At 42.8% G+C, this 24033-nt stretch carries 36 protein-coding genes; all 36 read right to left on the bottom strand.

What is annotated here, in order from left to right:
- Positions 1-4 precede the first annotated feature (4 nt).
- Entirely contained in the window at positions 5-970 is a 966-nt protein-coding gene (locus G6N79_RS05980) for a Rossmann-fold NAD(P)-binding domain-containing protein (protein ID WP_103906760.1), read from the bottom strand.
- 13 nt (positions 971-983) lie between these two features.
- A complete protein-coding gene (locus tag G6N79_RS05975; RefSeq protein ID WP_103906759.1) occupies positions 984-2117 on the bottom strand; it encodes an aspartate aminotransferase family protein in 1134 nt (377 codons plus the stop codon).
- Between the two features lie 135 nt (positions 2118-2252).
- A complete protein-coding gene (gene rplQ / locus G6N79_RS17670; RefSeq protein ID WP_103906758.1) occupies positions 2253-2993 on the bottom strand; it encodes a 50S ribosomal protein L17 in 741 nt (246 codons plus the stop codon).
- A gap of 103 nt (positions 2994-3096) precedes the next feature.
- Positions 3097-4089, bottom strand: coding sequence for a DNA-directed RNA polymerase subunit alpha (locus tag G6N79_RS05965; protein WP_103906757.1), 993 nt, complete (start codon positions 4087-4089; stop codon positions 3097-3099).
- Between the two features lie 78 nt (positions 4090-4167).
- Positions 4168-4776: a 30S ribosomal protein S4 gene (gene rpsD / locus G6N79_RS05960; RefSeq protein WP_103906756.1), complete on the bottom strand. Its 609-nt coding sequence runs from the start codon at positions 4774-4776 to the stop codon at positions 4168-4170.
- A gap of 66 nt (positions 4777-4842) precedes the next feature.
- Positions 4843-5232: a 30S ribosomal protein S11 gene (gene rpsK, locus G6N79_RS05955; RefSeq protein ID WP_103906755.1), complete on the bottom strand. Its 390-nt coding sequence runs from the start codon at positions 5230-5232 to the stop codon at positions 4843-4845.
- Positions 5233-5242: 10 nt separating this feature from the next.
- Positions 5243-5620, bottom strand: coding sequence for a 30S ribosomal protein S13 (rpsM, locus tag G6N79_RS05950; protein ID WP_103906754.1), 378 nt, complete (start codon positions 5618-5620; stop codon positions 5243-5245).
- 27 nt (positions 5621-5647) lie between these two features.
- Positions 5648-5764, bottom strand: a complete 117-nt coding sequence (gene ykgO / locus G6N79_RS05945; RefSeq protein ID WP_013665024.1) for a type B 50S ribosomal protein L36 — start codon at positions 5762-5764, stop codon at positions 5648-5650.
- Positions 5765-5806: 42 nt separating this feature from the next.
- Positions 5807-6025 (bottom strand): translation initiation factor IF-1, encoded by a 219-nt coding sequence (gene infA / locus G6N79_RS05940; protein ID WP_002997456.1) that lies wholly within the window; start codon positions 6023-6025, stop codon positions 5807-5809.
- Positions 6026-6098: 73 nt separating this feature from the next.
- On the bottom strand, positions 6099-6881 hold the full coding sequence (gene map, locus G6N79_RS05935; protein WP_103906753.1) for a type I methionyl aminopeptidase: 783 nt from the start codon (positions 6879-6881) through the stop codon (positions 6099-6101).
- Positions 6882-6888: 7 nt separating this feature from the next.
- Positions 6889-8235 carry a preprotein translocase subunit SecY gene (secY, locus tag G6N79_RS05930; RefSeq protein ID WP_103906752.1) on the bottom strand — a complete coding sequence of 449 codons (1347 nt, stop codon included), beginning with the start codon at positions 8233-8235 and terminating at the stop codon, positions 6889-6891.
- Between the two features lie 6 nt (positions 8236-8241).
- Positions 8242-8688 carry a 50S ribosomal protein L15 gene (gene rplO, locus G6N79_RS05925; protein WP_103906751.1) on the bottom strand — a complete coding sequence of 149 codons (447 nt, stop codon included), beginning with the start codon at positions 8686-8688 and terminating at the stop codon, positions 8242-8244.
- Positions 8689-8797: 109 nt separating this feature from the next.
- Positions 8798-8977 (bottom strand): 50S ribosomal protein L30, encoded by a 180-nt coding sequence (rpmD, locus tag G6N79_RS05920; RefSeq protein ID WP_045753985.1) that lies wholly within the window; start codon positions 8975-8977, stop codon positions 8798-8800.
- A gap of 4 nt (positions 8978-8981) precedes the next feature.
- Positions 8982-9500 (bottom strand): 30S ribosomal protein S5, encoded by a 519-nt coding sequence (gene rpsE, locus G6N79_RS05915; protein WP_093100392.1) that lies wholly within the window; start codon positions 9498-9500, stop codon positions 8982-8984.
- A gap of 12 nt (positions 9501-9512) precedes the next feature.
- On the bottom strand, positions 9513-9866 hold the full coding sequence (gene rplR / locus G6N79_RS05910) for a 50S ribosomal protein L18 (RefSeq protein ID WP_103906750.1): 354 nt from the start codon (positions 9864-9866) through the stop codon (positions 9513-9515).
- Between the two features lie 5 nt (positions 9867-9871).
- A complete protein-coding gene (gene rplF / locus G6N79_RS05905) occupies positions 9872-10426 on the bottom strand; it encodes a 50S ribosomal protein L6 (RefSeq protein ID WP_103906749.1) in 555 nt (184 codons plus the stop codon).
- A gap of 20 nt (positions 10427-10446) precedes the next feature.
- Complete coding sequence (gene rpsH, locus G6N79_RS05900) at positions 10447-10845, bottom strand: 30S ribosomal protein S8 (RefSeq protein WP_099365470.1); 399 nt, start codon at positions 10843-10845, stop codon at positions 10447-10449.
- A 140-nt stretch (positions 10846-10985) separates the two neighbouring features.
- On the bottom strand, positions 10986-11255 hold the full coding sequence (gene rpsN, locus G6N79_RS05895; RefSeq protein WP_103906748.1) for a 30S ribosomal protein S14: 270 nt from the start codon (positions 11253-11255) through the stop codon (positions 10986-10988).
- Complete coding sequence (gene rplE, locus G6N79_RS05890) at positions 11248-11817, bottom strand: 50S ribosomal protein L5 (protein WP_103906747.1); 570 nt, start codon at positions 11815-11817, stop codon at positions 11248-11250. Before rplE ends, rpsN begins: the two co-directional genes overlap by 8 nt.
- Positions 11817-12161, bottom strand: coding sequence for a 50S ribosomal protein L24 (rplX, locus tag G6N79_RS05885; protein ID WP_103906746.1), 345 nt, complete (start codon positions 12159-12161; stop codon positions 11817-11819). The genes rplE and rplX overlap by 1 nt, the downstream gene beginning before the upstream one ends.
- A gap of 2 nt (positions 12162-12163) precedes the next feature.
- Positions 12164-12532, bottom strand: coding sequence for a 50S ribosomal protein L14 (gene rplN, locus G6N79_RS05880; protein ID WP_037498951.1), 369 nt, complete (start codon positions 12530-12532; stop codon positions 12164-12166).
- A gap of 1 nt (position 12533) precedes the next feature.
- Positions 12534-12788, bottom strand: coding sequence for a 30S ribosomal protein S17 (gene rpsQ / locus G6N79_RS05875; protein ID WP_099370336.1), 255 nt, complete (start codon positions 12786-12788; stop codon positions 12534-12536).
- Between the two features lie 6 nt (positions 12789-12794).
- Positions 12795-13019 (bottom strand): 50S ribosomal protein L29, encoded by a 225-nt coding sequence (gene rpmC / locus G6N79_RS05870; protein WP_103906745.1) that lies wholly within the window; start codon positions 13017-13019, stop codon positions 12795-12797.
- Between the two features lie 92 nt (positions 13020-13111).
- Complete coding sequence (gene rplP / locus G6N79_RS05865; protein ID WP_094257903.1) at positions 13112-13534, bottom strand: 50S ribosomal protein L16; 423 nt, start codon at positions 13532-13534, stop codon at positions 13112-13114.
- Positions 13535-13585: 51 nt separating this feature from the next.
- Positions 13586-14368 carry a 30S ribosomal protein S3 gene (gene rpsC / locus G6N79_RS05860; protein ID WP_103906744.1) on the bottom strand — a complete coding sequence of 261 codons (783 nt, stop codon included), beginning with the start codon at positions 14366-14368 and terminating at the stop codon, positions 13586-13588.
- 11 nt (positions 14369-14379) lie between these two features.
- Complete coding sequence (rplV, locus tag G6N79_RS05855; RefSeq protein ID WP_103906743.1) at positions 14380-14811, bottom strand: 50S ribosomal protein L22; 432 nt, start codon at positions 14809-14811, stop codon at positions 14380-14382.
- 6 nt (positions 14812-14817) lie between these two features.
- Complete coding sequence (rpsS, locus tag G6N79_RS05850; RefSeq protein ID WP_002997495.1) at positions 14818-15084, bottom strand: 30S ribosomal protein S19; 267 nt, start codon at positions 15082-15084, stop codon at positions 14818-14820.
- Positions 15084-15908, bottom strand: coding sequence for a 50S ribosomal protein L2 (gene rplB / locus G6N79_RS05845; protein ID WP_103906742.1), 825 nt, complete (start codon positions 15906-15908; stop codon positions 15084-15086). Before rplB ends, rpsS begins: the two co-directional genes overlap by 1 nt.
- Before the next feature lie 6 nt (positions 15909-15914).
- Complete coding sequence (gene rplW / locus G6N79_RS05840; protein WP_103906741.1) at positions 15915-16205, bottom strand: 50S ribosomal protein L23; 291 nt, start codon at positions 16203-16205, stop codon at positions 15915-15917.
- A gap of 1 nt (position 16206) precedes the next feature.
- Positions 16207-16836 carry a 50S ribosomal protein L4 gene (rplD, locus tag G6N79_RS05835; protein WP_103906740.1) on the bottom strand — a complete coding sequence of 210 codons (630 nt, stop codon included), beginning with the start codon at positions 16834-16836 and terminating at the stop codon, positions 16207-16209.
- Positions 16837-16841: 5 nt separating this feature from the next.
- Positions 16842-17459: a 50S ribosomal protein L3 gene (rplC, locus tag G6N79_RS05830; protein ID WP_103906739.1), complete on the bottom strand. Its 618-nt coding sequence runs from the start codon at positions 17457-17459 to the stop codon at positions 16842-16844.
- 278 nt (positions 17460-17737) lie between these two features.
- Entirely contained in the window at positions 17738-18097 is a 360-nt protein-coding gene (locus G6N79_RS05825; RefSeq protein WP_103906738.1) for a CoA-binding protein, read from the bottom strand.
- 18 nt (positions 18098-18115) lie between these two features.
- The gene (locus G6N79_RS05820) at positions 18116-19318 is read right to left on the bottom strand and encodes a serine hydrolase domain-containing protein (RefSeq protein WP_200818808.1); all 1203 of its coding nucleotides are present in this window, start codon (positions 19316-19318) and stop codon (positions 18116-18118) included.
- Between the two features lie 277 nt (positions 19319-19595).
- Complete coding sequence (locus G6N79_RS05815) at positions 19596-21275, bottom strand: pyruvate dehydrogenase complex dihydrolipoamide acetyltransferase (RefSeq protein ID WP_103906737.1); 1680 nt, start codon at positions 21273-21275, stop codon at positions 19596-19598.
- A gap of 42 nt (positions 21276-21317) precedes the next feature.
- Positions 21318-22313, bottom strand: a complete 996-nt coding sequence (gene pdhA / locus G6N79_RS05810; protein WP_103906736.1) for a pyruvate dehydrogenase (acetyl-transferring) E1 component subunit alpha — start codon at positions 22311-22313, stop codon at positions 21318-21320.
- 323 nt (positions 22314-22636) lie between these two features.
- On the bottom strand, positions 22637-24016 hold the full coding sequence (gene hisS / locus G6N79_RS05805; protein WP_103906735.1) for a histidine--tRNA ligase: 1380 nt from the start codon (positions 24014-24016) through the stop codon (positions 22637-22639).
- Positions 24017-24033: the final 17 nt, after the last annotated feature.

The following is a 24033-nucleotide window of genomic DNA, read 5'->3' as shown; positions in this document are numbered from 1 at the left end:
AATCTTATCCCTTCAGTTCTTCTAACATTCTTTTCAATACCACCTGAGCGGCCCATACGCGATTGCTGGCTTCCTTGATCACCAAGGAATTCGGACCGTCAAGGATCTCCGAGGAAAGCTCCAAGTCGCGACGTACCGGAAGACAGTGCATCACCTTGGCATCGTTCGTTAATTTTAACTTCTCGTTATCCAACAGCCAATTTTCAGCCACTGGATAGACCTCACCGTACTCCTTAAAGGAGGACCAGTTTTTCACATAGACGAAATCGGCATCTGCCAAGGCTTCATCCAGGTTCGTGGTGATATGCGCTCCTTTGCTGAACTCTTCACTCAGTTCATAGCCTGCTGGCTGGGCGATCGTAAAATCCACCAATCCTTCTTCCTGTGCACGGCACATCCATTCCGAAAAGGAATTGGGAACAGCCTGCGGCAAGGCTTTAACATGGGGTGCCCATGCCAAAACCACTTTTGGCTTGTCTTTTTGTTTGTGTTCTGTAATGGTGATCAGATCGGTCAGAGATTGCAGGGGGTGACGGGTCGCACTTTCCAGGGAAATAACCGGAACTCCGCAAAACTTGATGAATTTGTTGAACAGGTCTTCGGAATAATCTGCTTCCTTATCTTTCAGGGTAGGAAAAGACCGCAAGCCCAAGATATCGCAATATTCGCCCATCACGGCTGCAGCTTCACGGATATGTTCTACGGTGGTACCGTTCATGACCACGCCATCGCGCGTTTCAAGCGCCCATCCGTCCTTATCCATGTTCATGACCATAACATCCATGCCCAGGTTAATGGCGGCCTTCTGCGTGCTTAAACGCGTGCGGAGGCTCGGGTTCAGGAACACCAGACCCAACATGCGGTGCTTACCCAATTCCGAATTACCGTGTGGCGCTGCTTTGAGCGACAAGGCTTCGGATACAATTTCTTTTAAATTATCTACGTCGGCTACCGAAAAGAATTTCTTCATCGAATATATTAATTTATGCTTTCAAGCGTTCAGCGAAAGCTGTTAAAAACTGGTCTGCGTTTGCTTTTGTGATATTAAGTGCCGGGAGAAGGCGGATAACATTGGGTTTAGCCTCGCCCGTAAAAATGCGATTCTTCAACAAGAGATCCTTTTTGACATGCCCCATTTCTGTAGGCAATTCAATCCCGATCATCAATCCACGACCGCGCACTTCCAATACCTCGTCAAATTTCTTCAACTCCTCGATCAAGTAGGATCCGACCTCTTGGGCATTGGCCATCAGGTTGTCCTGCGCCATCACATCCAAAACGGCTACGGCGGCGGCACATGCCAAATGATTACCACCAAAGGTAGTTCCCAATAGACCAAAGCTGGCTTTAAATTTAGGAGCAATGGAGATTCCTCCGATCGGGAAACCATTCCCCATACCTTTCGCCATGGAATAGATATCTGCTTGAACACCGGCATAATCGTGGGAATAGAAGGAACCTGTTCTGCCATAACCACACTGTACGGAGTCTGCAATGAATACGGAACCATATTGATCACACAAGGAACGGATCAATTTCAGGAACGGCACGGATGCCTCCCTTATACCACCGACACCTTGGATCCCCTCAATAATAACGGCAGCAACCTCATCGCCAAAATCCTTGAAGGCTTGGGTTAAGACTTCTTCATCATTAAAAGGCAAGAAAACAACGTTCTCCGTTTCATTTACAGGAGCGACGATCGCTGGATTGTCCGTAGCGGCAACCGCGAGGGAGGTACGTCCATGGAACGCCTTAGTGAACGCAATGATCTTCTTCCGACCGGTATGGAAAGAAGCTAATTTCAGCGCATTCTCGTTCGCTTCTGCCCCTGAGTTGCACAGGAATAGAAAGTAATCCTCCTTACCGGATACTTCACCCAATTGTTTGGCCAGCTGTTGCTGGATGGGAATCAGTACGGAATTGGAGTAAAAACCGATGTTGTGCAGCTGTTCGGTTATGCGTTTGATATAATGTGGATGGGTATGTCCGATCGATATTACGGCATGGCCTCCATAAAGGTCCAGGTATTCATTGCCCTGTTCGTCCCATACGGTAGAGCCTTGCGCTTTTACGATGTTGATGGGAGTAACGGGGTATACATTAAAAAGTTCCATGAATAGAATTAAAAAATGTGTAAAGTTTAGTCCGTCAAATGTACAAATAATTCAAGGGAGAGGTTACCAAAAAAGCATATAAAATAAAAAAGTCCTCTTGGTGAAGAGGACTTTTTTATATGATTCTATGAAAGATTATTCATCAACTTTTTTACCGCCGTCTAATTCAGCTTTAAGTTTTTCTAATTCTTCAAATTTACCATCAGCAGCAAGTTGTGCTTGTTCAGCCCAAGTTGTAGGATCTGCTGTGTTAAAGTTAGAACCAGCTTCAGTTAAAATTTCTTTAACTTTTTCTGCATCTGTTTTTGCCAATTCAGCGTAAGTAGCGATTCCAGCAGCAGTTAATACTTCTGCGATTTTAGGACCGATACCTTCAACGATTGTCAAATCATCTCCAGCTGCAGTTGCTTTTGCTTTCTCTTCTTTTACTTCCGTGGAAGCTGCTTTTTTCTTCGTAGCACCAGAACCGCGGCGGCGCGTAGTTTTCTTCTCAGTTTTAACTGTTTTACCGTATACTTCGTTATAGTCAACAAGTTCGATAAATGCCATCTCCGCGTTATCACCTAAACGGTTTTCCAATTTGATGATACGTGTGTAACCACCTGGACGAGAAGCTACTTTTTCAGAAATCTCGCGGAACAAGATAGAAACAGCATCTTTGTCTTTTAAGTAAGCGAATACCGTACGACGAGAATGTGTCGTGTCGTTTTTAGATTTTGTAATCAATGGCTCCACATATTTACGCAATGCTTTAGCTTTCGCCAAAGTAGTTGTAATACGTTTGTGAACGATCAATGAAGTCGCCATGTTCGCTAACATCGCCTTACGGTGACTGTCAGTGCGGCCTAAGTGATTAACTTTTTTTCCGTGTCTCATTTTTAATTTGATTTTGTGCGTACCGTTCTTTTTCTACAAACAGTAATTTATATACTCTCAGAGGAATTACGCAACAGGTCGCTTATTGTTATTTATTTGTGTATTATTCTTCGTCCAATTTGTACTTAGACAGGTTCATACCGAAAGATAAACCTTTAGACTTCACCAATTCTTGAATTTCGCTCAAGGACTTCTTACCGAAGTTACGGAACTTCAACATATCGGCTACATCGTAAGTTACCAATTCAGCCAAAGTGCGGATGTCAGCAGCTTTCAGGCAGTTCAATGCACGAACTGAAAGATCCAAGTCAACTAATTCTGTTTTCAAGATCTTACGCATGTGCAAGATTTCCTCGTCAACAACCTTTGTTTCCTCTTTGGTCTGTGATTCCAACAACATGTTCTCATCAGAGAATAACATGAAGTGCTGGATCAAGATCTTAGCAGCTTCCTTAAGCGCGTCTTCAGGATGAATAGAACCATCTGTAGAGATATCCAACAACAATTTCTCGTAGTCAGTCTTTTGCTCTACACGGTAGTTCTCAATGGTATATTTCACATTCTTGATTGGCGTAAAGATTGAGTCAATCGCAATAACACCAACAGGACCATCAACAACTTTGTTTTCTTCTGCATTAATGTATCCACGGCCTTTTGCAACTGATAATTCAACTTCAACAGTAACTGAGCTATCCATGTTACAGATGACCAAATCAGGATTCAATACAGTGAAATTGTTGGAAAACTTCGTGATATCACCAGCAGTGAATTGATCTTGACCATTGATAACTACAAAGATCTTCTCGTTATCGCCTTGTTCACCTGATTTCTTAAAACGTACTTGCTTTAAGTTTAAGATGATCTCCGTAACGTCTTCTACTACGCCTTTAATCGTAGAGAATTCGTGCGAAACGCCTGAAAATCTTATCGACGTAATTGCATATCCTTCTAGTGAGGACAATAAAATACGGCGTAAAGCATTACCAATAGTAACTCCAAAACCTGGCTCTAATGGACGAAATTCAAAGGTACCATCAAAATCAGTAGATTTTTGCATGATAACTTTATCCGGTCTTTGAAATGCTAAAATTGCCATTTATGTGCTTTTAAGTTTATTTACTATGTATGAAAATAACAACATACAGGCATGCGCCATGTATGTTGTTATCAATTATTATTTAGAGTACAACTCTACGATTAAGTTTTCTTTGATGTTCTCAGGAATATCAGCGCGCTCAGGGTAAGTTACGAACGTACCTGTAAGTTTGTCTGCATCCCAATCCAACCAGCTGAACTTGTTGATCTTTCTGCCCGCTACTGAATTAACAACCGCCTCTAATGTTTGAGAGCGTTCGCGAACAGCGATCACATCACCTGGACGGATGCTGTATGATGGAATGTTAACGACTTCACCGTTAACGGTAATGTGCTTATGCGAAACTAATTGACGTGCAGCTGAACGCGTAGGTGCAATACCTAAACGGTAAACGATATTATCTAAACGTGCTTCTAATAATTTCAAGAAGTTCTCACCAGTAATACCTTGTTTTGCTGCCGCTTTAGCAAATAAGTTAGCGAATTGACGCTCCAATACACCGTACGTGTATTTTGCTTTTTGCTTTTCTAACAACTGAATTGCGTATTCAGATTGTTTACCTCTTCTTTTTGATGGTCCATGTTGACCAGGAGGATAATTCTTTTTTTCTAATGCCTTATCTGGGCCGAAAATTGGCTCTCTAAATTTACGAGCTATTTTGGACTTAGGTCCTGTATATCTTGCCATTTCTGATTCTGTTTGAAGTATCGATCAGTCTATAACTGATGAATCTTATCTTAAACAAATGTGTTATTAAACTCTTCTGCGTTTTGGAGGACGACAACCGTTGTGTGGAAGTGGAGTAATATCCTTGATCGTTGTAACGTCAATTCCTACTGACTGCAATGAACGGATTGCGGATTCACGACCTGCACCCGGACCTTTCACGAAAACTTCAACTTTACGTAATCCTAAGTCATATGCAACTTTACCACAGTCGTTAGCAGCTTGTCCGGCAGCATAAGGTGTGTTCTTTTTAGAACCCTTGAAGCCCATTTTACCAGCTGATGACCATGAAATAGTCTGACCTTGATTGTTAGTCAAAGTTACGATGATGTTGTTAAAAGTAGCGTTGATATGAGCTTGTCCAACAGGCTCGATAACGACGATACGTTTTTTAGTAACTTTTTTACTTTTAGCCATTTCTTACTTATTATTTAGTAGCTTTTTTCTTGTTTGCAACTGTCTTACGTTTACCTTTTCTAGTACGTGAATTGTTTTTCGTACGTTGTCCACGAACTGGTAAGTGTTTACGGTGACGTAAGCCTCTGTAACATCCGATATCCATTAAACGTTTGATGTTCAACTGAACTTCTGAACGTAAAGCACCTTCTACCTTGATCTCATCGTTGATGATTGTACGGATAGCTGCTAATTGATCATCATTCCATTCTTGAACTTTCACGTCCTCACTGATCCCAGCTTTCTCCAAGATATAAGCTGCAGTGGCACGACCAATACCAAAGATATAGGTAAGGCCAATAACACCTCTTTTGTTTTTAGGTAAATCTATACCTGCGATCCTTGCCATATAATATTTTAAGCGATTATGTTAAAATTAACCCTGACGTTGTTTAAACTTTGGGTTCTTTTTGTTAATTACAAAAACTTTTCCTTTACGACGGATGATCTTACAATCCGCACTGCGTTTTTTTATTGATGCTCTAACTTTCATTTTAGTAAATTTTTAAAAGCAATTGATTGAAGAAACCTATAATTACTTATAGCGGTATGTAATTCTTCCTTTTGTTAAATCGTATGGCGACATTTCAAGCTTTACTTTATCACCTGGTAATATTTTAATATAGTGCATGCGCATTTTTCCAGAAATATGAGCAATGATCTCATGACCATTCTCTAACTCTACGCGAAACATCGCGTTGGAAAGCGCTTCCCTAATAATGCCGTCTTGTTCTATCGAGGCTTGTTTAGCCATAAAATCTGTTATTTTAAATTATATTAAACCCGCAAACAGGAGTGCAAAGATAAATAAAATAATTGAATACCAACTACTTTTTATTTAAAACTTTCTCTATCGCTTCGAAATTCAATAACACGTCGGGCTCCCCCTTTTTGATCGCAACCATCTGCTCGAAATGCGCAGATAACTTGCCATCAACCGTGCTAACTGTCCACCCATCATCCCAAAATTTGACTCCGGCTTTGCCCGCATTGATCATTGGTTCAATACAGATCACCAAGCCTTCTTCCAACTTCGGACCGGCACCACGTTTACCGTAGTTCGGCACTTCCGGTTTCTCGTGCAAGTGAAAGCCGACCCCGTGGCCAACCAACTCCCGAACGATACCGTATTTATAAGGGGCAACATATTCCTGAACAGCGGATGAAATATCGCCTACGCGTTTTCCAGCCACAGCCTGTTCGATACCAGCATAAAGTGATGCCTTGGTTACATCCAGCAATTGTTGGGCTTCTGCCGAAATCTCACCGACACCGAAAGTGTAGGCCGAATCGGAAATAAACCCGTTCAGATTCACACCTCCATCCACCGATACAATGTCACCTTCCTTCAACACGTAATCACTCGGAAAACCATGCACGATCTGATCGTTCACGGAAATACATAGCGAGTATGGGAAACCATGGTAGTTCAAGAACGCCGGGGTTCCCTTATGATCACTGATGAAATCGAAAGCAAATTTATCCAGGGATAGCGTGGTAATTCCAGGTTGGATGATACCGGCAATCTCAGCAAGTAACTGCGAGAGTACATTAGCTGACTCTCGCACTTGCTCAATTTCTTCTGCTGTTTTATAATATACTTTAGACATTCAGAAATTATAATGCGGTCTGATCATAGCCATCTACGGGAGCAGCGGTGCTTCTACCCTTAACACGACCTGTTTTCATCAAACCGTCATAATGACGCATTAACAAATGACTCTCAATCTGCTGGATGGTATCCAATACCACACCTACCAAGATCAGTAGGGATGTACCACCGAAGAAGTGGGCAAATTGATTGTTTACTCCGAACAGCGTAGCAATTGCCGGTAAGATGGCAATGATTGCTATGAATACTGCTCCAGGGAAGGTAATATGTGAAATTACGTTGTCGATGAACGTGTTGGTCTCAAAACCAGGCTTGATGCCCGGGATGAATCCACCATTCTTCTTCATGTCCTCTGACATCTGCTGCGGGTTCACCATGATCGCCGTATAGAAGAACGTGAATGCAATGATCAACAATGCAAATACCACATTATACGTTACGGACGTATAGTTAGCCAACGAATTCAGAAAGTCAGATTGCACGTTCGGGAAGAACTGTTGCAACGACATCGGTAAGAACATAATCGCCTGCGCGAAAATGATAGGCATTACACCCGCCGCATTTACCTTTAAAGGAATGTATTGACGAACACCACCGATTTGTTTATTACCAACGATCTTCTTTGCGTACTGCACAGGGATCTTGCGAACACCCTGTACGATTAAGATCGTAAAGATCACCACAAAGAATAAGGCAACGAACTCCAGTAACAATGGAATAGGACCACCGCCACTAGGGCTCATTCTGGATGCCCACTCTGCAGTAATACCTGCAGGAAGCTGAGCAATAATACCCGCCATAATGATCAAGGAAATACCATTACCAATTCCTTTATCGGTAATCTTTTCACCTAGCCACATCACAAACAATGTACCCGCGGTCAAGACGATAGCCGATAGGATAGAGAACATTGGATCTGCAATAGTTTTCGCTTCTGGCCCGATCTGGGTCTTCACGTACGCTACGGCCTGAACCAAGGTAATCGCTACTGTTAGGTAACGTGTAATCTGCGTCATCTTCTTACGACCAGACTCTCCCTCCTTCTGCATCTTCTGAAAAGCAGGCACAGCAATCCCCAATAGCTGCACGACGATAGATGCCGAGATGTATGGCATAACCCCTAATGCAAAGATGGCCGCACGGGAGAATGAGCCCCCAGCGAACATATTGATCAGGTTCATGATGTCATTGCCACCTTCTCTATTTACTACCAATGCATCAGGATTGACACCTGGTAAAACCACGTGACAACCAATGCGGTATATTAGAAGAAATAGCAATGTATTCAAGATACGATTGCGTAGCTCTTCTATCTTCCATATATTGGTTAAGGTTGTGATTAGTTTCTTCATGTATGATTACAATTTAACGATAGAACCACCTGCTGCTTCAATTGCTTTTTGTGCTGAAGCGGAAAATGCATGGGCCTTTACTTCTACTTTTGCGGTTAATTCACCACGACCTAAGATTTTGATCAAATCATTCTTAGAAACCAATCCGTGCTCTTTCAATGTATCGAAATCAACTGCTGTCAAGTTGAACTTCTCAACAATACCTTGCAATACATCTAAGTTTACACCTACATACTCAACTCTGTTCAAGTTTTTGAAACCAAACTTAGGAACACGACGTTGCAAAGGCATTTGACCACCTTCGAAACCGATTTTTCTCGAGTTACCTGAACGAGATCCTGCTCCTTTGTGACCACGTGTAGATGTTCCACCACGACCTGATCCTTGACCACGACCAATACGTTTTTTAGTTTTTACTGAACCAGCTGCTGGTTTAAGATTACTTAAGTTCATTTTTTTTAAAATTATGCTATCCCTTCGCTCTCACTAAACAGGTAATAGCCTTGAAAAATTTATTAACAAAGAATGGAAAGGACTGTGAGCGTCCTTTCCATCTAATTCATTAAATAGTTTCGATTGCTACCAAATGATTCACTTTGCGAACCATTCCGATAATCGCTGGGGTAGCCTCTACTTCAACTGAGTGGTTGATTCTTTTCAATCCCAAAGCCTCAATTGTTTTCTTTTGGCGCTCGCTTCTGTCGATAACGCTCTTTATCTGGGTGATTTTGATTTTTGCCATGATATTAACCGTTAAATACTTTGTTTAAATCGACACCACGTGTTTGCGCTACTGTATAAGCATCACGCATGTTTGCTAATGCATCGATAGTTGCTTTTACTACGTTGTGAGGGTTAGATGATCCCAAGGATTTCGCCAATACGTCTGTGATACCAGCTGACTCCAATACCGCACGCATCGCACCACCTGCCAATACTCCTGTACCACTTACTGCTGGTTTGATCAAAACCGAACCACCAGAGTACTTACCGTATTGTTCATGAGGAACTGTACCTTTGATAATAGGAACTTTCACCAAGTTCTTTTTCGCATCGTCGATACCTTTCGTGATCGCTTCTGTCACCTCTTTTGCTTTACCCAAGCCATAACCTACGATACCATTCTCATCACCTACTACTACGATAGCAGAAAAGCTGAAAGTACGACCACCTTTGGTCACTTTGGCTACGCGTTGGATGCTTACTAAGCGATCTTTTAATTCGATTTCGCTTGATTTTACTCTTTTAATATTGCTTAATGCCATTTTCTTCTAAGATTAAAAGTCTAAACCGCCTTCGCGAGCACCTTCAGCCAATGATTTGATACGGCCATGGTATAAGTACCCATTACGGTCAAAAACTACTTTGCTAATTCCTGCTGCAACCGCTTTCTCAGCAACCAATTTACCTACTGCTTTCGATTGGTCTACTTTGTTGCCACCTTCTGCAAAATCCTTGGATAATGTAGATGCGGAAACGATAGTTTTACCATTTGTATCATCGATAATCTGTGCGTAGATTCCTTTATTGCTTCTAAAAACTGTCAAACGTGGACGTTCTGTTGATCCAGCCAGGTGTTTTCTAATTCCTTTTTTGATTCTCGCTCTGCGAGCTGATTTAATTCCTGCCATGGTTATTATTTTTTAGCTGATTTACCTGCTTTTCTTCTTAATACTTCACCTGCAAACTTGATACCTTTACCTTTGTATGGCTCTGGCTTACGGAAGCTACGGATTTTCGCCGCTACTTGACCGATCAGTTGCTTGTCGATAGATTCCAACGTGATCGTTGGGTTCTTTCCCTTCTCAGCAGTTGTGGTAACTTTAATTTCCTGTGGCAATACGAATACAATCTGGTGGGAGAAACCTAACGTCAACTCCAACGTATTACCTGTGTTTGAAGCACGGTAACCAACACCAACCAATTCTTGTGTAGTTTTGTAACCTTCAGTAACACCAACAACCATGTTGTTCAACAGGGCGCGGTATAAACCGTGTAATGCTTTGTGCTTTTTTTGTTCTGTAGGACGCGTAACGACGATATTACCATCTTCTTCTTTAACGGTAATGTCACGATCCAATTGTTGTGATAACTCACCTTTAGGGCCTTTTACAGTTACCAGATTCTTATCTGATACCGATACCGTTACTCCCGAAGGGATAGCGATAGGCGCTTTTCCAATTCTTGACATTTCTAAGTGCTTTTACCTGATTAATAAATGTAACATAAAACTTCTCCACCAACGTTTTGAACGGCAGCTTCTTTGTCTGACATTACTCCTTTGGAAGTAGACAAAATCGCAATTCCTAAACCGTTTAATACACGAGGTAAGTTGTCAACACTTGCATACTTTCTCAAACCAGGTTTACTCACACGTGTCAAAGTGCGAATAGCCGGTACTTTGCTAATTGGGTGGTACTTCAAGGCAATCTTGATGGAACCTTGAGGACCTTCCTCGATAAATTTGTAGTTAGCAATGTAACCTTTGTCGAAAAGAACTTTTGTGATTTCTTTTTTAAGGTTCGATGCAGGAATTTCAACAACCCTGTGGTTGGCCTTAATGGCATTCCTTACTCGGGTAAGGTAATCCGCTATTGGATCTGTATTCATTTTGTATAAAAATTGTGATAATGGTTTCCGCAACTAACCGAAGCTGCAGACCTTTTATCGGTTAAAATAATGCAATGCATAAAAAACCCGATAAACCACGTTCGTGGTTTATCCGGGCAAAAGTAATTATATTTTTTTGATTACCAAGAAGCTTTTTTCACTCCCGGGATCTTTCCGTCCAACGCCATCTCACGGAATGTTACACGGGAGATACCGAACTGACGCATATATCCTTTAGGACGACCTGTCAATTTGCAACGGTTGTGCAATCTTACAGGCGATGCATTCTTTGGCAATTTATCTAATGCTTCGTAGTCACCTGCCGCTTTTAACGCTGCACGTTTCTCTGCATATTTTGCTACTAATTTCTGACGCTTAACTTCGCGTGCCTTTAATCCTTCTTTAGCCATTGTTATTCGTGTTTTGGTTTTTGAATGGTAAGCCAAACAATTTAAGTAATTCCAATGCTTCGATATCGTTCTTTGCAGAAGTCACGAACGTGATGTCCATACCTTGGATCTTGTTGATCTTGTCAATGTTGATCTCTGGGAAAATGATCTGCTCGGTGATACCCAAGTTGTAGTTACCATGTCCATCGAAACCTTTATCGTTGATTCCACGGAAGTCACGGATACGTGGCAAAGATACAGCGATTAAACGATCAAGGAATTCGTACATGGTGTTGTCACGCAATGTAACACGTGCACCAATTGGCATACCTTTACGTAATTTGAAGTTCGAGATATCCTTTTTGGATTTCGTAGGAACAGCTTGCTGACCAGTGATCGTTGTCAATTCCGTGATGGAGTTGTCGATCAATTTCTTGTCTGCTGTAGCTGCACCGATACCTTGGGATACTACGATTTTTTCCAGTTTAGGAACTTGCATAACGCTTTTATACTGGAATTTTTCTTTAAGCGACGCACGGATTTCCTCTGCGTATTTCGCTTTCAATCTTGGTGTATAAGTCATTATTTAATTTCCTCCCCTGATTTTTTTGCGTAACGAACTAATTTGCCATCTGCATTTAGCTTACGACCAACACGTGAAGTTTCACCTGTTTTAGGATCGATCAATGCTAAGTTTGAGATGTTGATTGCAGCTTCTTTTTCAATGATACCACCATTCGGGTTAGCTGCACTTGGTTTAGTGTGTTTCTTAACGATGTTAGCGCCTTCAACTACTGCTCTGTTCGCATCCACTAAAATTTGCAATACTTTCCCTTGCACACCTTTAGAGTTACCAGCGATAACTTTCACTAAATCACCCTTTTTGATCTTGATCTTGTGAGTCGTTGTTTTTGTTTTCTGTGCCATAATTATAAAACCTCCGGTGCTAGTGATACAATCTTCATGAACTGTTTCTCACGCAACTCTCTAGCCACAGGGCCGAAGATACGTGTTCCACGTGGTTCATCGTTGTTATTTAACAATACTGCAGCGTTATCGTCGAAGCGAATGTATGAACCATCTTTACGACGGATCTCTTTTTTCGTACGTACGACTACTGCTTTTGAAACTGATCCTTTTTTAACGTTTCCTGAAGGGATAGCGCTCTTAACGGTAACAACGATTTTATCACCGATAGATGCATAACGCTTACGCGTACCGCCCAATACACGGATTACTAAAACTTCTTTAGCACCGCTATTGTCAGCTACATTTAGTCTTGATTCCTGTTGTACCATGTTATTTAGCCCTTTCTAAAATTTCTACCAATCTCCAGTTCTTTGTCTTACTCAGCGGACGAGTTTCCATAATTAATACCGTGTCGCCGATACCGCAGGTATTAGTTTCGTCATGAGCTTTAAATTTAGTAGTTTTCTTAACGAATTTACCGTAAATAGGGTGTTTCACTTTACGCTCAACAGCTACTACGATAGATTTGTCCATCTTGTTGCTAACTACTAAGCCGATTCTTGTTTTTCTTAAATTTCTTTCCATTTCGACTTAATTTTGTGCCTCAGCGGCTGTTTCAGATTTTGCTGCATTTTGACGCTTGGATACCTCTGTAGATAAACGAGCGATAGTTTTGCGAGCTGCTTTGATCACGTTTGGATTCTCAATAGCAGAAACAGCGTGTGCAAATTTCAATTTGTTCAAGGCAGCTTTCTCCTCTGCAAGGCGAGCTGTTAGATCCTCAGTTGATAATTCTACGATTTCTGAATTTTTCATTTTTCAATTTGTTGTGTTGGGTTATCGCAAGTTTTAAAGGTGCCTTACAGGTAACGGCTGTAAGGCTAGACTCTTGACATTACCAACGATGTCTATGCTTCTACGTAGTCTCTACGTATCACAAATTTCGTTTGTACCGGTAATTTTTGAGCAGCTAAGCGCAATGCTTCTTTAGCGATTTCCAATGGAACGCCTTCTGCTTCAAATAACATACGGCCTGGGCGCACTACAGCAACCCAATATTCTGGAGCACCCTTACCTTTACCCATACGTACCTCTGCAGGTTTCTTGGTAACTGGCTTGTCAGGGAAAATGCGGATCCAAACTTGTCCTTCACGCTTCATATAACGTGTTACCGCAATACGAGCTGCCTCAATTTGACGGCTTGTGATCCATGCTGGCTCCATTGATTTGATACCGAAAGATCCGAAAGCTAATTCCGCTCCACGAGTGGCATTACCTTTCATGCGGCCTTTCTGCATCTTTCTGAACTTCGTTCTTTTTGGCTGTAACATGTTCGTATTCTTTTAAATCTGAAAATCAGATATCTTTTGTCTTCTTGTTAATTAATCTCTTTTTCCACCACGGTTGTTATCACGACGGCCACCACCACGGTTGTCTCTACGACCTCCGCCACGGTTGTCACGACGGTTTTCACCACCTTCGTTGCCACCACGTGATTTCACACCAGATGCCTGACCGATGTTCGGGCTTAGATCACGCTTGCCATATACTTCACCTTTACAGATCCATACTTTGACACCGATCTTACCGTATGTAGTCAACGCTTCTGCCAATGCATAGTCGATATCAGCACGCAATGTGTGCAAAGGAGTTCTTCCTTCTTTGTACTGCTCGGTACGTGCCATCTCAGCACCACCCAAACGACCTGAACACATTACTTTGATACCTTCAGCTCCCATACGCATCGTAGACGCGATCGAAGTCTTCATAGCACGACGGAATGAAATACGAGCTTCTAATTGTTTTGCAATACCTTCAGCAACTAGTTTCGCATCCAATTCTGGACGTTTGATCTCGAAAATGTTGATTTGAACATCTTTCTTCGTTAATTTCTTTAACTCTTCTTTGATCTTATCAACTTCTTGACCACCTTTACCAATTACGATCCCTGGACGTGCTGTGTGGATAGTTACCGTGATACGTTTCAACGTACGCTCGATAACCACTTTCGCAACACCGCCTTTAGCGATACGTACTGAAAGATATTTTCTGATTTTTTCGTCCTCAACTAACTTATCAGAATAGTTGTTGCCTCCGAACCAATTAGAATCCCATCCTTTGATGATTCCTAATCTGCTACCTATTGGATTTGCTTTTTGTCCCATTCTTAATGTTATTAGTTGTTTACGTTATTTAAACTATCTACTACCAATGTTACGTGGTTAGAACGCTTACGGATTCTGTAACCGCGACCTTGTGGTGCAGGACGTAATCTCTTCAATTGACGACCGCCACCTACAGATACTTCCTTTACAAAAAGACCACCGTCTTCTACTGATGCACCTTCGTTTTTCGCTTCCCAGTTCTTGATCGCTGATAATAATAATTTCTCAACGCGAACGGCAGCTTCTTTACCAGTGTGCTTCAAGATGTAAAGTGCATTCTCTACTTTCTGACCACGGATAAGATCCACTACTAAGCGCATTTTGCGCGGGGAAGTAGGGCAATTCAATAACTTGGCAGTAGAAGCTCCTCCTACTTGAGCTTTTTCCTGCTCTTTGCGCTGTTTAATTAAAACAGATTTTTTGAGTTTTTTTGTTGCTTCCATTACCTATTATTTTTTCTTTTCTGCGTGGCCTCTGAATGTACGCGTAGGCGCGAATTCACCAAGCTTGTGACCGACCATATTCTCTGTTACATAAACTGGAATGAATTTATTCCCGTTGTGCACTGCGAAGGTATGGCCAACAAAATCAGGTGAAATCATTGATCTACGAGACCAAGTCTTGATTACTGACTTCTTGTTTGTTTCATTCATAGAAAGAACTTTTCTTTCTAAGTTGTGATCGATATAAGGACCTTTTTTAATTGAACGAGCCATTATTTTTTCCTTCTCTCAATGATGTAACGATTCGATGTTTTCTTCTTGTAGCGTGTTTTGTAGCCTTTAGCCAACACACCTGTTCTTGAACGAGGGTGACCTCCTGAAGTACGGCCTTCACCACCACCCATAGGGTGATCAACCGGGTTCATAGCCACACCACGAACGCGAGGACGACGGCCTAACCAACGCTTACGTCCAGCTTTACCCAATACTTGGTTCGCTTTCTCTGCGTTCGATACAGAACCGATCGTAGCGACACATGTCAATAAGATCATGCGTGTCTCGCCCGATGGCAATTTGATAATAGCATACTTACCATCACGTGCAGACAATTGTGCATATGTACCTGCTGAACGTGCGATGGAACCACCTTGACCTGGATTCAATTCAATGTTGTGAATGATAGAACCCAATGGGATGTTTGCCAATGGTAATGTATTTCCTACTTCTGGGGCAACTGTATCACCTGCTACTACTGTTTGTCCTACTGTCAATCCAGCTGGAGCAATGATGTAACGTTTCTCACCATCTGCGTAGTGCAATAATGCAATACGTGCTGTACGGTTTGGATCGTACTCGATGGTAGCTACTTTTGCAGGGATATCTTTTTTATCGCGTTTGAAATCAATTAATCGGTATGCTTTCTTATGTCCCCCACCGATGTAACGCATAGTCATTTTACCGGAGTTATTACGACCACCTGACTTCTTGATGCTAACTACTAATGATTTCTCAGGAACGTTAGTTGTAACGTCTGAATAATCAGCACCTACTCTGAAACGAGTACCAGGGGTAACCGGTTTGAATCTTTTAACTGCCATTTCTTATTATAGTGTACTGTAAAAGTCAATTGTTTCACCATCTTTCACCGTGATGATGGCTTTCTTATACTTAGGGCTTCTGCCGGATACAAATCCTGCTTTTGTGTAGCGGCTTTTTGCTTTACCCGCAACAACTGCCGTGTTTACTGAAACAACAGTAACACCGAACATTTGCTCAACAGCATTTTTGATTTGGATCTTGTTTGCTCTATGATCTACTTTGAAAGAGTAACGGTTCAATTTCTCCGTTAACAATGAAGCTTTCTCAGTTAAGATCGGTTTTTTGATAATTTCCATATTACTTAGCGAATGCCTCCTCCAAAGATTTAACAGAATCTGATGTTAACAACAATTTCGTAGCGTTCAATACATCGTATGTATTCAACTCAGATGCTACGATAACTTTTGCTTTCTTCAAGTTTCTGCTTGATAAATAAACATTGTTATTGTATGCTGGCAATACCAATAAAGTTTTCTCGTCAGCAATGTTCAATGCATTAACTAGGGCAACGTAGTTCTTTGTTTTGATCGAATCGAAGTTCACTTCGTCTAATACCACAACATTGTTCTCTTGTGCTTTGTAGCTTAATGCGGATTTACGTGCCAATTGCTTTAATTTCTTGTTCAATTTAAAGCTGTAGTCACGAGGCTGTGGACCGAATACACGACCACCACCGTTAAACAATGGAGATTTGATAGAACCCGCACGAGCACCACCAGTACCTTTTTGTTTGTGTAATTTACGAGTTGAACCCGCGATTTCATTACGTTGTTTTGATTTGTGAGTTCCTTGGCGTTGGTTCGCTAAGTATTGTTTCACATCCAAATAGATCGCATGGTCGTTTGGCTCAACACCGAATACCGTCTCAGGAAGTTGCACCTTGGCACCTGTTTCTTTACCTGATAAATTGAATACTTTAACTTCCATCTCTACTATTTGTCTACGATTACATATGAACCCTTAGCTCCTGGTACGGAACCACTTACAACGATTAGGTTTTGCTCAGGGTAAACTTTCAATACTTGTAAGTTTTGAACTTTTACTCTCTCGCCACCTGTACGACCAGCCATACGCATTCCTTTGAATACTCTGGAAGGCCATGATGAAGCTCCTAAGGAACCTGGCGCACGTAGTCTGTTGTGCTGACCGTGAGTCGCACCACCTACACCACCAAATCCGTGACGCTTCATTACACCTTGAAATCCTTTACCTTTGGAAGTACCCGCAACATCTACGTACTCACCTTCCTCGAATAAAGTAACATCAACGATGTCTCCTAGTGATTTCTCATCCGTAAAGGTTTTGAATTCAACTAGTTTACGCTTAGGACTAACGTCTGCCTTTGCAAAGTGTCCTTTTAAAGGAGCTGTCGTGTTCTTCTCCTTGGCATCATCATAGCCAAGTTGAATAGCAGCATAGCCATCCTTCTCTACCGTACGTATCTGCGTTACCACGCACGGCCCAGCCTCGATTACTGTACATGGGATGTTCTTCCCATCAGCATTGAACAGGCTGGTCATTCCTACTTTTTTACCAATAATTCCTGACATGTTATAAATAAATTAATTAAACGTCCATCGAAGCAGTAGGGCTTCGCTCAAGACACAGTTCTCCCATTAAGGGACTGCAAAAGTACAAACAATTTTATAACTATCAAATAATTAGTCAATTATTTTTAAAAAATATCCCCAGCCACGCAACTCCCCCACCAACCACCAGTACCATTTGCTGAAAATAAAAAAGGTGGGCATTTGCCCACCATATAGCTCTTTCATTTACCGGAATTTCTCCGCACGATTCTTTCAAATCGCCAAATGGAAACTGCAGCTTAGAATTGACCCGTATTCAGCATCACCAAGGTACATGCTTCCACCACTTCAATGCCGGCAGCCCGCGCCTTGTCCGCCAGTTCCGCATTCTCCGCACCCGGGTTGAAAATGATGCGCTTTGGCTTCGTATTCAAGATATAATCATAATATGGTGCTTGATTCTGTGGCCCCACATACAGGGTAATCGTGTCAATATCCGTATGGATCGCTTCAGCAGGCTCGATTTCAACGCCCGCAACCTTTCCCGTCTTACGACCTACATTCACAATCGGGTGGCCCTTACGAACCAATTTATTCGCTACCAGGTAAGAATATCTTGCTGGATTGGTACTTGCACCTAAAATCAAGGTCTTTTTCATCTGTAATATCTATTAGGTTTAATTTACTAATTCACCACTTGCATTGTATGCATTCTGTCTCAAAATAGGCATTTCTAGAATCTTATACAAGTCATCCAGATGATTTAGGCTGCCATTTGCCATATTTGTAAGCAATACGATGGTCACATCGTTCTTCAGATCCCGAACATACAGGCTCTTGAAGCCATGCCACCATCCTGTATGGTAAACGATCGGATTTCCTGGCGGACTGAATGTGCGCCATCCATAACCATAACTGAAAAGACTGCGTTTTGCATCGCTGCGGGGTATATACATGGAATCCAAGGTCGCCTTTTGCAGCATCCGACCGTCCTTGATCGCTAGATCCAGCAGGTACATATCTTCCACTGTACTGTAGATTCCCTTATCGCCAACTGGGCCATCCTGGTAATTCTGAACAACCGATCTCCGCCAAGTCCGGTCATGACCGATAACTTTGGTCGGGATTTTTTCATAAACCGCCTTCGAATAGACCGCCGTATTCTTCATCCCTGCAGGATCGAACACCTTTTCTTTCATATACACAGCGAAATCCTGACCCGTCACTTTCTCAACGATAGCGCCGAGGACCATATAGTTCGAATTGTTGTAATGGAAGCGACCATCCGGTGCGCCATAGCGGTTCGGTTTATGCTCGATCAACAGGTTCATGGCGTCCTGGTTGGTCATCGCCTTTTTACGGTCCGGCCAAACATCTTCCGAGAAATACACATAGTTTGGAAGTCCGGAACGGTGGGATAGCAATTGCTTGATGGTGATCCCCGGAAATGGAAAATCCGGATAGAAATCATTGACGGTGTTTTCCATCTTCAGCTTCCCATCTTCGATGAGCTTCATCACACCGATGGCCGTAATCGGCTTGGATGCTGACGCCAGCTCAAACTGGGACTTGATGTTCAGGCTATCCTTCAACAGGTAGTCCGCCCACCCGAAGGAACCCTCATAGAGGATCTTGCCTTGTTTGGCAACCAACACATTCCCGTTGAATGCCGATTTCTTGTGCAGGTTCTGCATAAAGGCTTCAATCTGCTTATCGGCGTTTGCCGGATCATACAACAGGGCAATACTGTCCTTTTTACCCTGATCAACCTTTACTTGTTTCTCCTTCGCTTCAGGGGATGAGCACGACATCATCGTCATGGCTCCAAACCCCAATATTATCAATGCATTCTTAATAGATATGCTTTTAATCTCAATCATGTAAATCTACTTCTCCTAAAAATTACCTAGCTCACAAATTACTACTTAATGTGACAACTTACAATATAATTAGCTTTCTTTTGGCAAAAAAAATACGTAACAATTTCAACTCCCGGTTCATGAGCTAGCCGTAAACAACCACAACCTAAACGGGCGAGTCCACTATATAGTACGCATGATTGCAAATTTTTAGGCGTGAAGCCAAATAAAGCGGAATTCCCTCAACGCAAAAGGCCGCAATTTCTTGCGGCCTTTCCTTGTATATCCTGGTTGCTGATTATGCCAATAAACGAATTGGCGCTTCAAGCAATGCTTTCAATGTTTGTAGGAATTGTGCTCCAGTTGCTCCATCCACAACGCGGTGGTCACATCCTAGCGTCAATTTCATTACATTACCCGGTACCACGGCACCATTTTTCACCACTGGAACCTGGTGGATAGCACCTACGGATAGGATCGCTCCATCTGGAGAGTTGATGATTGATGTAAATTCATCAATTCCGAACATACCCAAGTTGGAAACTGTAAATGTTGATCCTTCCCAATCGGATGGCTGTAATTTCTTGTTTTTCGCTTTCTGTGCGAAATCCTTCACCTCAGCAGAGATGTGAGACAAAGATTTACCATCTGCGAAACGCACTACAGGCACCAATAATCCATCCTCTACAGCGATTGCCACACCGATATTGGTATGCTCGTTGTAACGGATCTTATCGCCTAACCATGAAGAGTTCACGGCAGGATGTTGCTTCAATGCAATAGCAACAGCTTTGATAACGATATCGTTGAACGATACTTTCACCGGCGCAACTTCATTGATCTGTGCACGCGCAGCCATTGCGTTATCCATATCCACGCTGATCGTTAGGTAGAAGTGAGGTGCTGTAAATAGGGATTCCGATAATCTGCGTGCGATAGTTTTACGCATTTGGTTAACCGGTTTCTCTGTAAAGCGCTCTTCCCCAACGTACGTTGGCAAGCTGATTGTTTTGGTTTCGCCAGCCTGTGCCGCAGGTGCAGCAGTAGACGCCGCCGCAGCCGGTGCTGCCGAAGGTGTAAAGTTCTCTACATCCTTCTTCACGATACGGCCGTTTTCTGCCGATCCTTTTACCTGGTTCAGGTCGATACCTTTATCTTTTGCAATTTTTCTCGCCAAAGGAGATGCCTTTACGCGGGAGTCATCGGAAGATGCTGCCGGAGCGGCCTCTTCTTTAGCTGCTGGAGCTGCTGACTTGCTTTCTTCTTTCTTCGATTCTTCGTTCTTATCTGCTGATTTTGCAGCAGCAGGTTTTTGGTTCAATAAAGGAGTCACGTCTGTTCCGGCAGGACCAACGATAGCAATAATATCGTTAACCTTTGCCGCTTGACCAGCTTCTAGACCGACGTACAATAAAGTACCATCTGCATAGGCTGTCACCTCCATTGTCGCTTTATCGGTTTCCACATCTGCGATAGCATCGTCAGATTTAATGGTATCACCAACTTTGAAGTTCCATTGCGCGATAACACCTTCAGTCATTGTATCGCTCAATAAAGGCATTGTGATCACCGTTACACCCAAATCTTCCGCAGTTACATCACTAACGGCTTCAGCTGGTGCTTCACCGGCTTTCTCAGCAGGAGCATCTTTGCTCTCCTTACCTTCAGCTTTATCGTCCTTAGGCGCTTCTTTCTTTTCCGATCCACCATCTTCTTTCAACAAGGCTTCGTAATCCTCGCCTTCATCACCCAACACCGCAATCACGGAATCAACGGGAACAGCGTCACCCTCTTTTGGGCCGATATACAACAATGTACCTTCCTGATAGGATTCAAAGTCCATTGTTGCTTTATCCGTTTCTACTTCGGCGATCAGATCTCCGGAGTTCACTTTATCTCCAACTTTTTTGTGCCATTTCGCGATAACACCTTCGGTCATCGTATCGCTCATTTTAGGCATTTTTACTACTTCAGCCATCTTCTAAGATTATTCTATTTTAGTTAAAGTAATTTCCGTTAATTAGTCCATTACAAAAGGATAGTCCTCTTGTACATATACATCTTTATAGATTTCTGAAGCATCTGGATATGGTGACTCCTCAGCAAATTTCACTGAATCATCAACAATTTTCTTCACCTTCGCTTCTACTTCGTCAAACCATGCTTGGTCTGCATATTTGTTCTCAACGATCGCATGCTTCACAGCGATAATTGGATCACGCTCTTTGTATTCTTCCAATTCTTCTTTCGTACGGTATTTCGCCGGATCGGACATCGAGTGTCCTTTATAGCGGTACGTACGGATTTCCAAGAATGTAGGTCCTTCACCTGCACGCGCACGTTGAACCGCCTCATCCATTGCGTTATGAACGGCAACAACATCCATGCCATCAACCGGTGCACTTGGCATATCGAAACCAAGACCCATTTTGTAGATATCCTGCATGTTGGTTGTACGTTTTACGGAAGTACCCATCGCATAACCATTGTTCTCACAAACAAAGATTACGGGAAGTTTCCATAACATCGCCATGTTCAAAGTCTCATTGAAAGCACCCTGACGCACCGCACCATCACCCATATAACAGATGTTTACATTGTCGGTACCCAAGTACTTTTCAGCAAAAGCAATACCAGCACCCAATGGGATCTGACCACCAACGATACCGTGGCCGCCCATAAATTTGTGCTCCTTCGAGAAGAAGTGCATCGATCCACCTTTACCTTTTGAACATCCTGTCGCTTTACCAAAAAGCTCAGCCATACATGCATCCGCAGAAACACCCTTTGCAATCGCATGGGCGTGATCACGGTAAGCGGTAATCAACGAATCTTCAGGCTTGATCACGGACATGGTACCCGCTACGACAGCTTCCTGTCCGATATACAAGTGACAAAATCCACGGATTTTTTGCTGTCCATAAAGTTGACCAGATTTCTCTTCAAATTTGCGCATGAGCAGCATGGATTCATACCACTCTAGGTAGGTTTCTTTTGTTATAGGTGTTGAACTCATTTCTAAGTATTGAATTTCTTTACTAAACTGACTACAAATTTAATCAAAATAACCGACATTATTGATAAATTTTAGGTTACAAATAACCGAATTATATGCTTTGTGTCAAAAAAACACTTACAGCGCTCAACCTTGTAGGCCATCCACCTCCGCTCAGCAATCCAGATCGGACCTGTATCCTACCCCGTACCGGCAAAGACGATTAAATTTCAATAACTTAAAGATAGTAATTCATGCATTGGCTACCAAATCCAAGGCATCATCAGCCCGCAACGACAGTTCCACAGGGAACACAAAAAAAAACGACCCATTGGGTCGTTGTATTATTTCAGTTTCTCGATCAGCTCTGCTGTCCGTATCTTCTCCTGTGCTCCGGTCTGCATGTTTTTCAATGATAGTTCTCCGGAATTCACCTCCTCATCCCCCACCAACAACACATACGGGATCTGTTTGGCATCCGCGTAGCTCATCTGCTTTTTCAGCTTGACAGCCGATGGGTACAGTTCAACGGCGATATCTGCAGCACGAAGTTGATTCAATAGCGGCAGGGTAAAAGATTCCAGTCCGGAATCGAAATTAACGATCAACAACTTGGTGCGTGCCGAACCCTCTTTTGGGAACAGGTCAAGTTCATTGAGTACGTCATAGATCCGGTCTGCACCGAAGGACACCCCAACGCCAGTCAAGCCTTTTAGCCCAAACATGCCCGTCAGGTCATCGTAACGGCCACCACCACCGATGCTGCCCATCTGTACCTCGTTAGTCTTCACCTCAAAGATACATCCTGTATAATAGTTCAATCCGCGGGCCAGGGTAATGTCTACCTCAACCACATATTCCAGCAGATCTGCACGTCCAAATTTTGTCAGGTACGCAAATACCTCCTCCAACTCGGCCACACCTTCCAGACCGACAGTCGAATTTGAAAGCACCGATTTCATAGCGGCAATCTTTTCGGTATTGCTTCCACTCAATGCAATGATTGGTTCTAGGGTAGCTAGGTCATCCTGCGTAAAGCCTCGTTCCAAAAGTTCCTTATTGACCCCGTCCAATCCAATCTTATCCAACTTATCGATCGCCACGGTCATATCCACGATCAGGTCCGGTTTACCCACGACCTCAGCAATCCCGGAAAGAATCTTGCGGTTGTTCAACTTGATATTGAAATCCTTCAATCCAAAGGCAGTCAATGCTTCGTGGTAGATCAGGATGAACTCGGCTTCGTTCAACAGCGATTCTGATCCCACGACATCCACATCACATTGGTAGAACTCGCGGTATCTTCCTCGTTGCGGACGGTCCGCACGCCATACCGGTTGGATCTGAAAACGCTTGAAAGGAAGGGCAATATCATTTTGGTGCATCACCACATAGCGCGCAAAGGGAACCGTTAGGTCATAGCGCAGGGCTTTTTCTGATATATGGGAAATCAGGCTAGCAGAATTCTTCGCCGAGAGCAGCTCTTCCGGTGCTTTTCCAAGGTAATCTCCAGAGTTCAGGATCTTAAAGATCAACCGATCGCCTTCATCCCCGTACTTGCCGGTCAGGGTCTGCAGATTCTCAAAGGTTGGCGTCTGAATTTCACTGTAGCCATACTTGCTGAAAATGGCCTTTAAGGTATTGAAAATATGATTCCGCTTATCCATCTCCACCGGAGAGAAATCGCGTGTTCCTTTTGCTAATGATGGTTTAATTGATGCCATGCCGGCAAAGGTACATT

It is taken from the genome of Sphingobacterium lactis, assembly GCF_011046555.1.
GTDB lineage: Bacteria > Bacteroidota > Bacteroidia > Sphingobacteriales > Sphingobacteriaceae > Sphingobacterium > Sphingobacterium lactis.
This window is presented reverse-complemented; position numbering and strand designations above follow the sequence as displayed.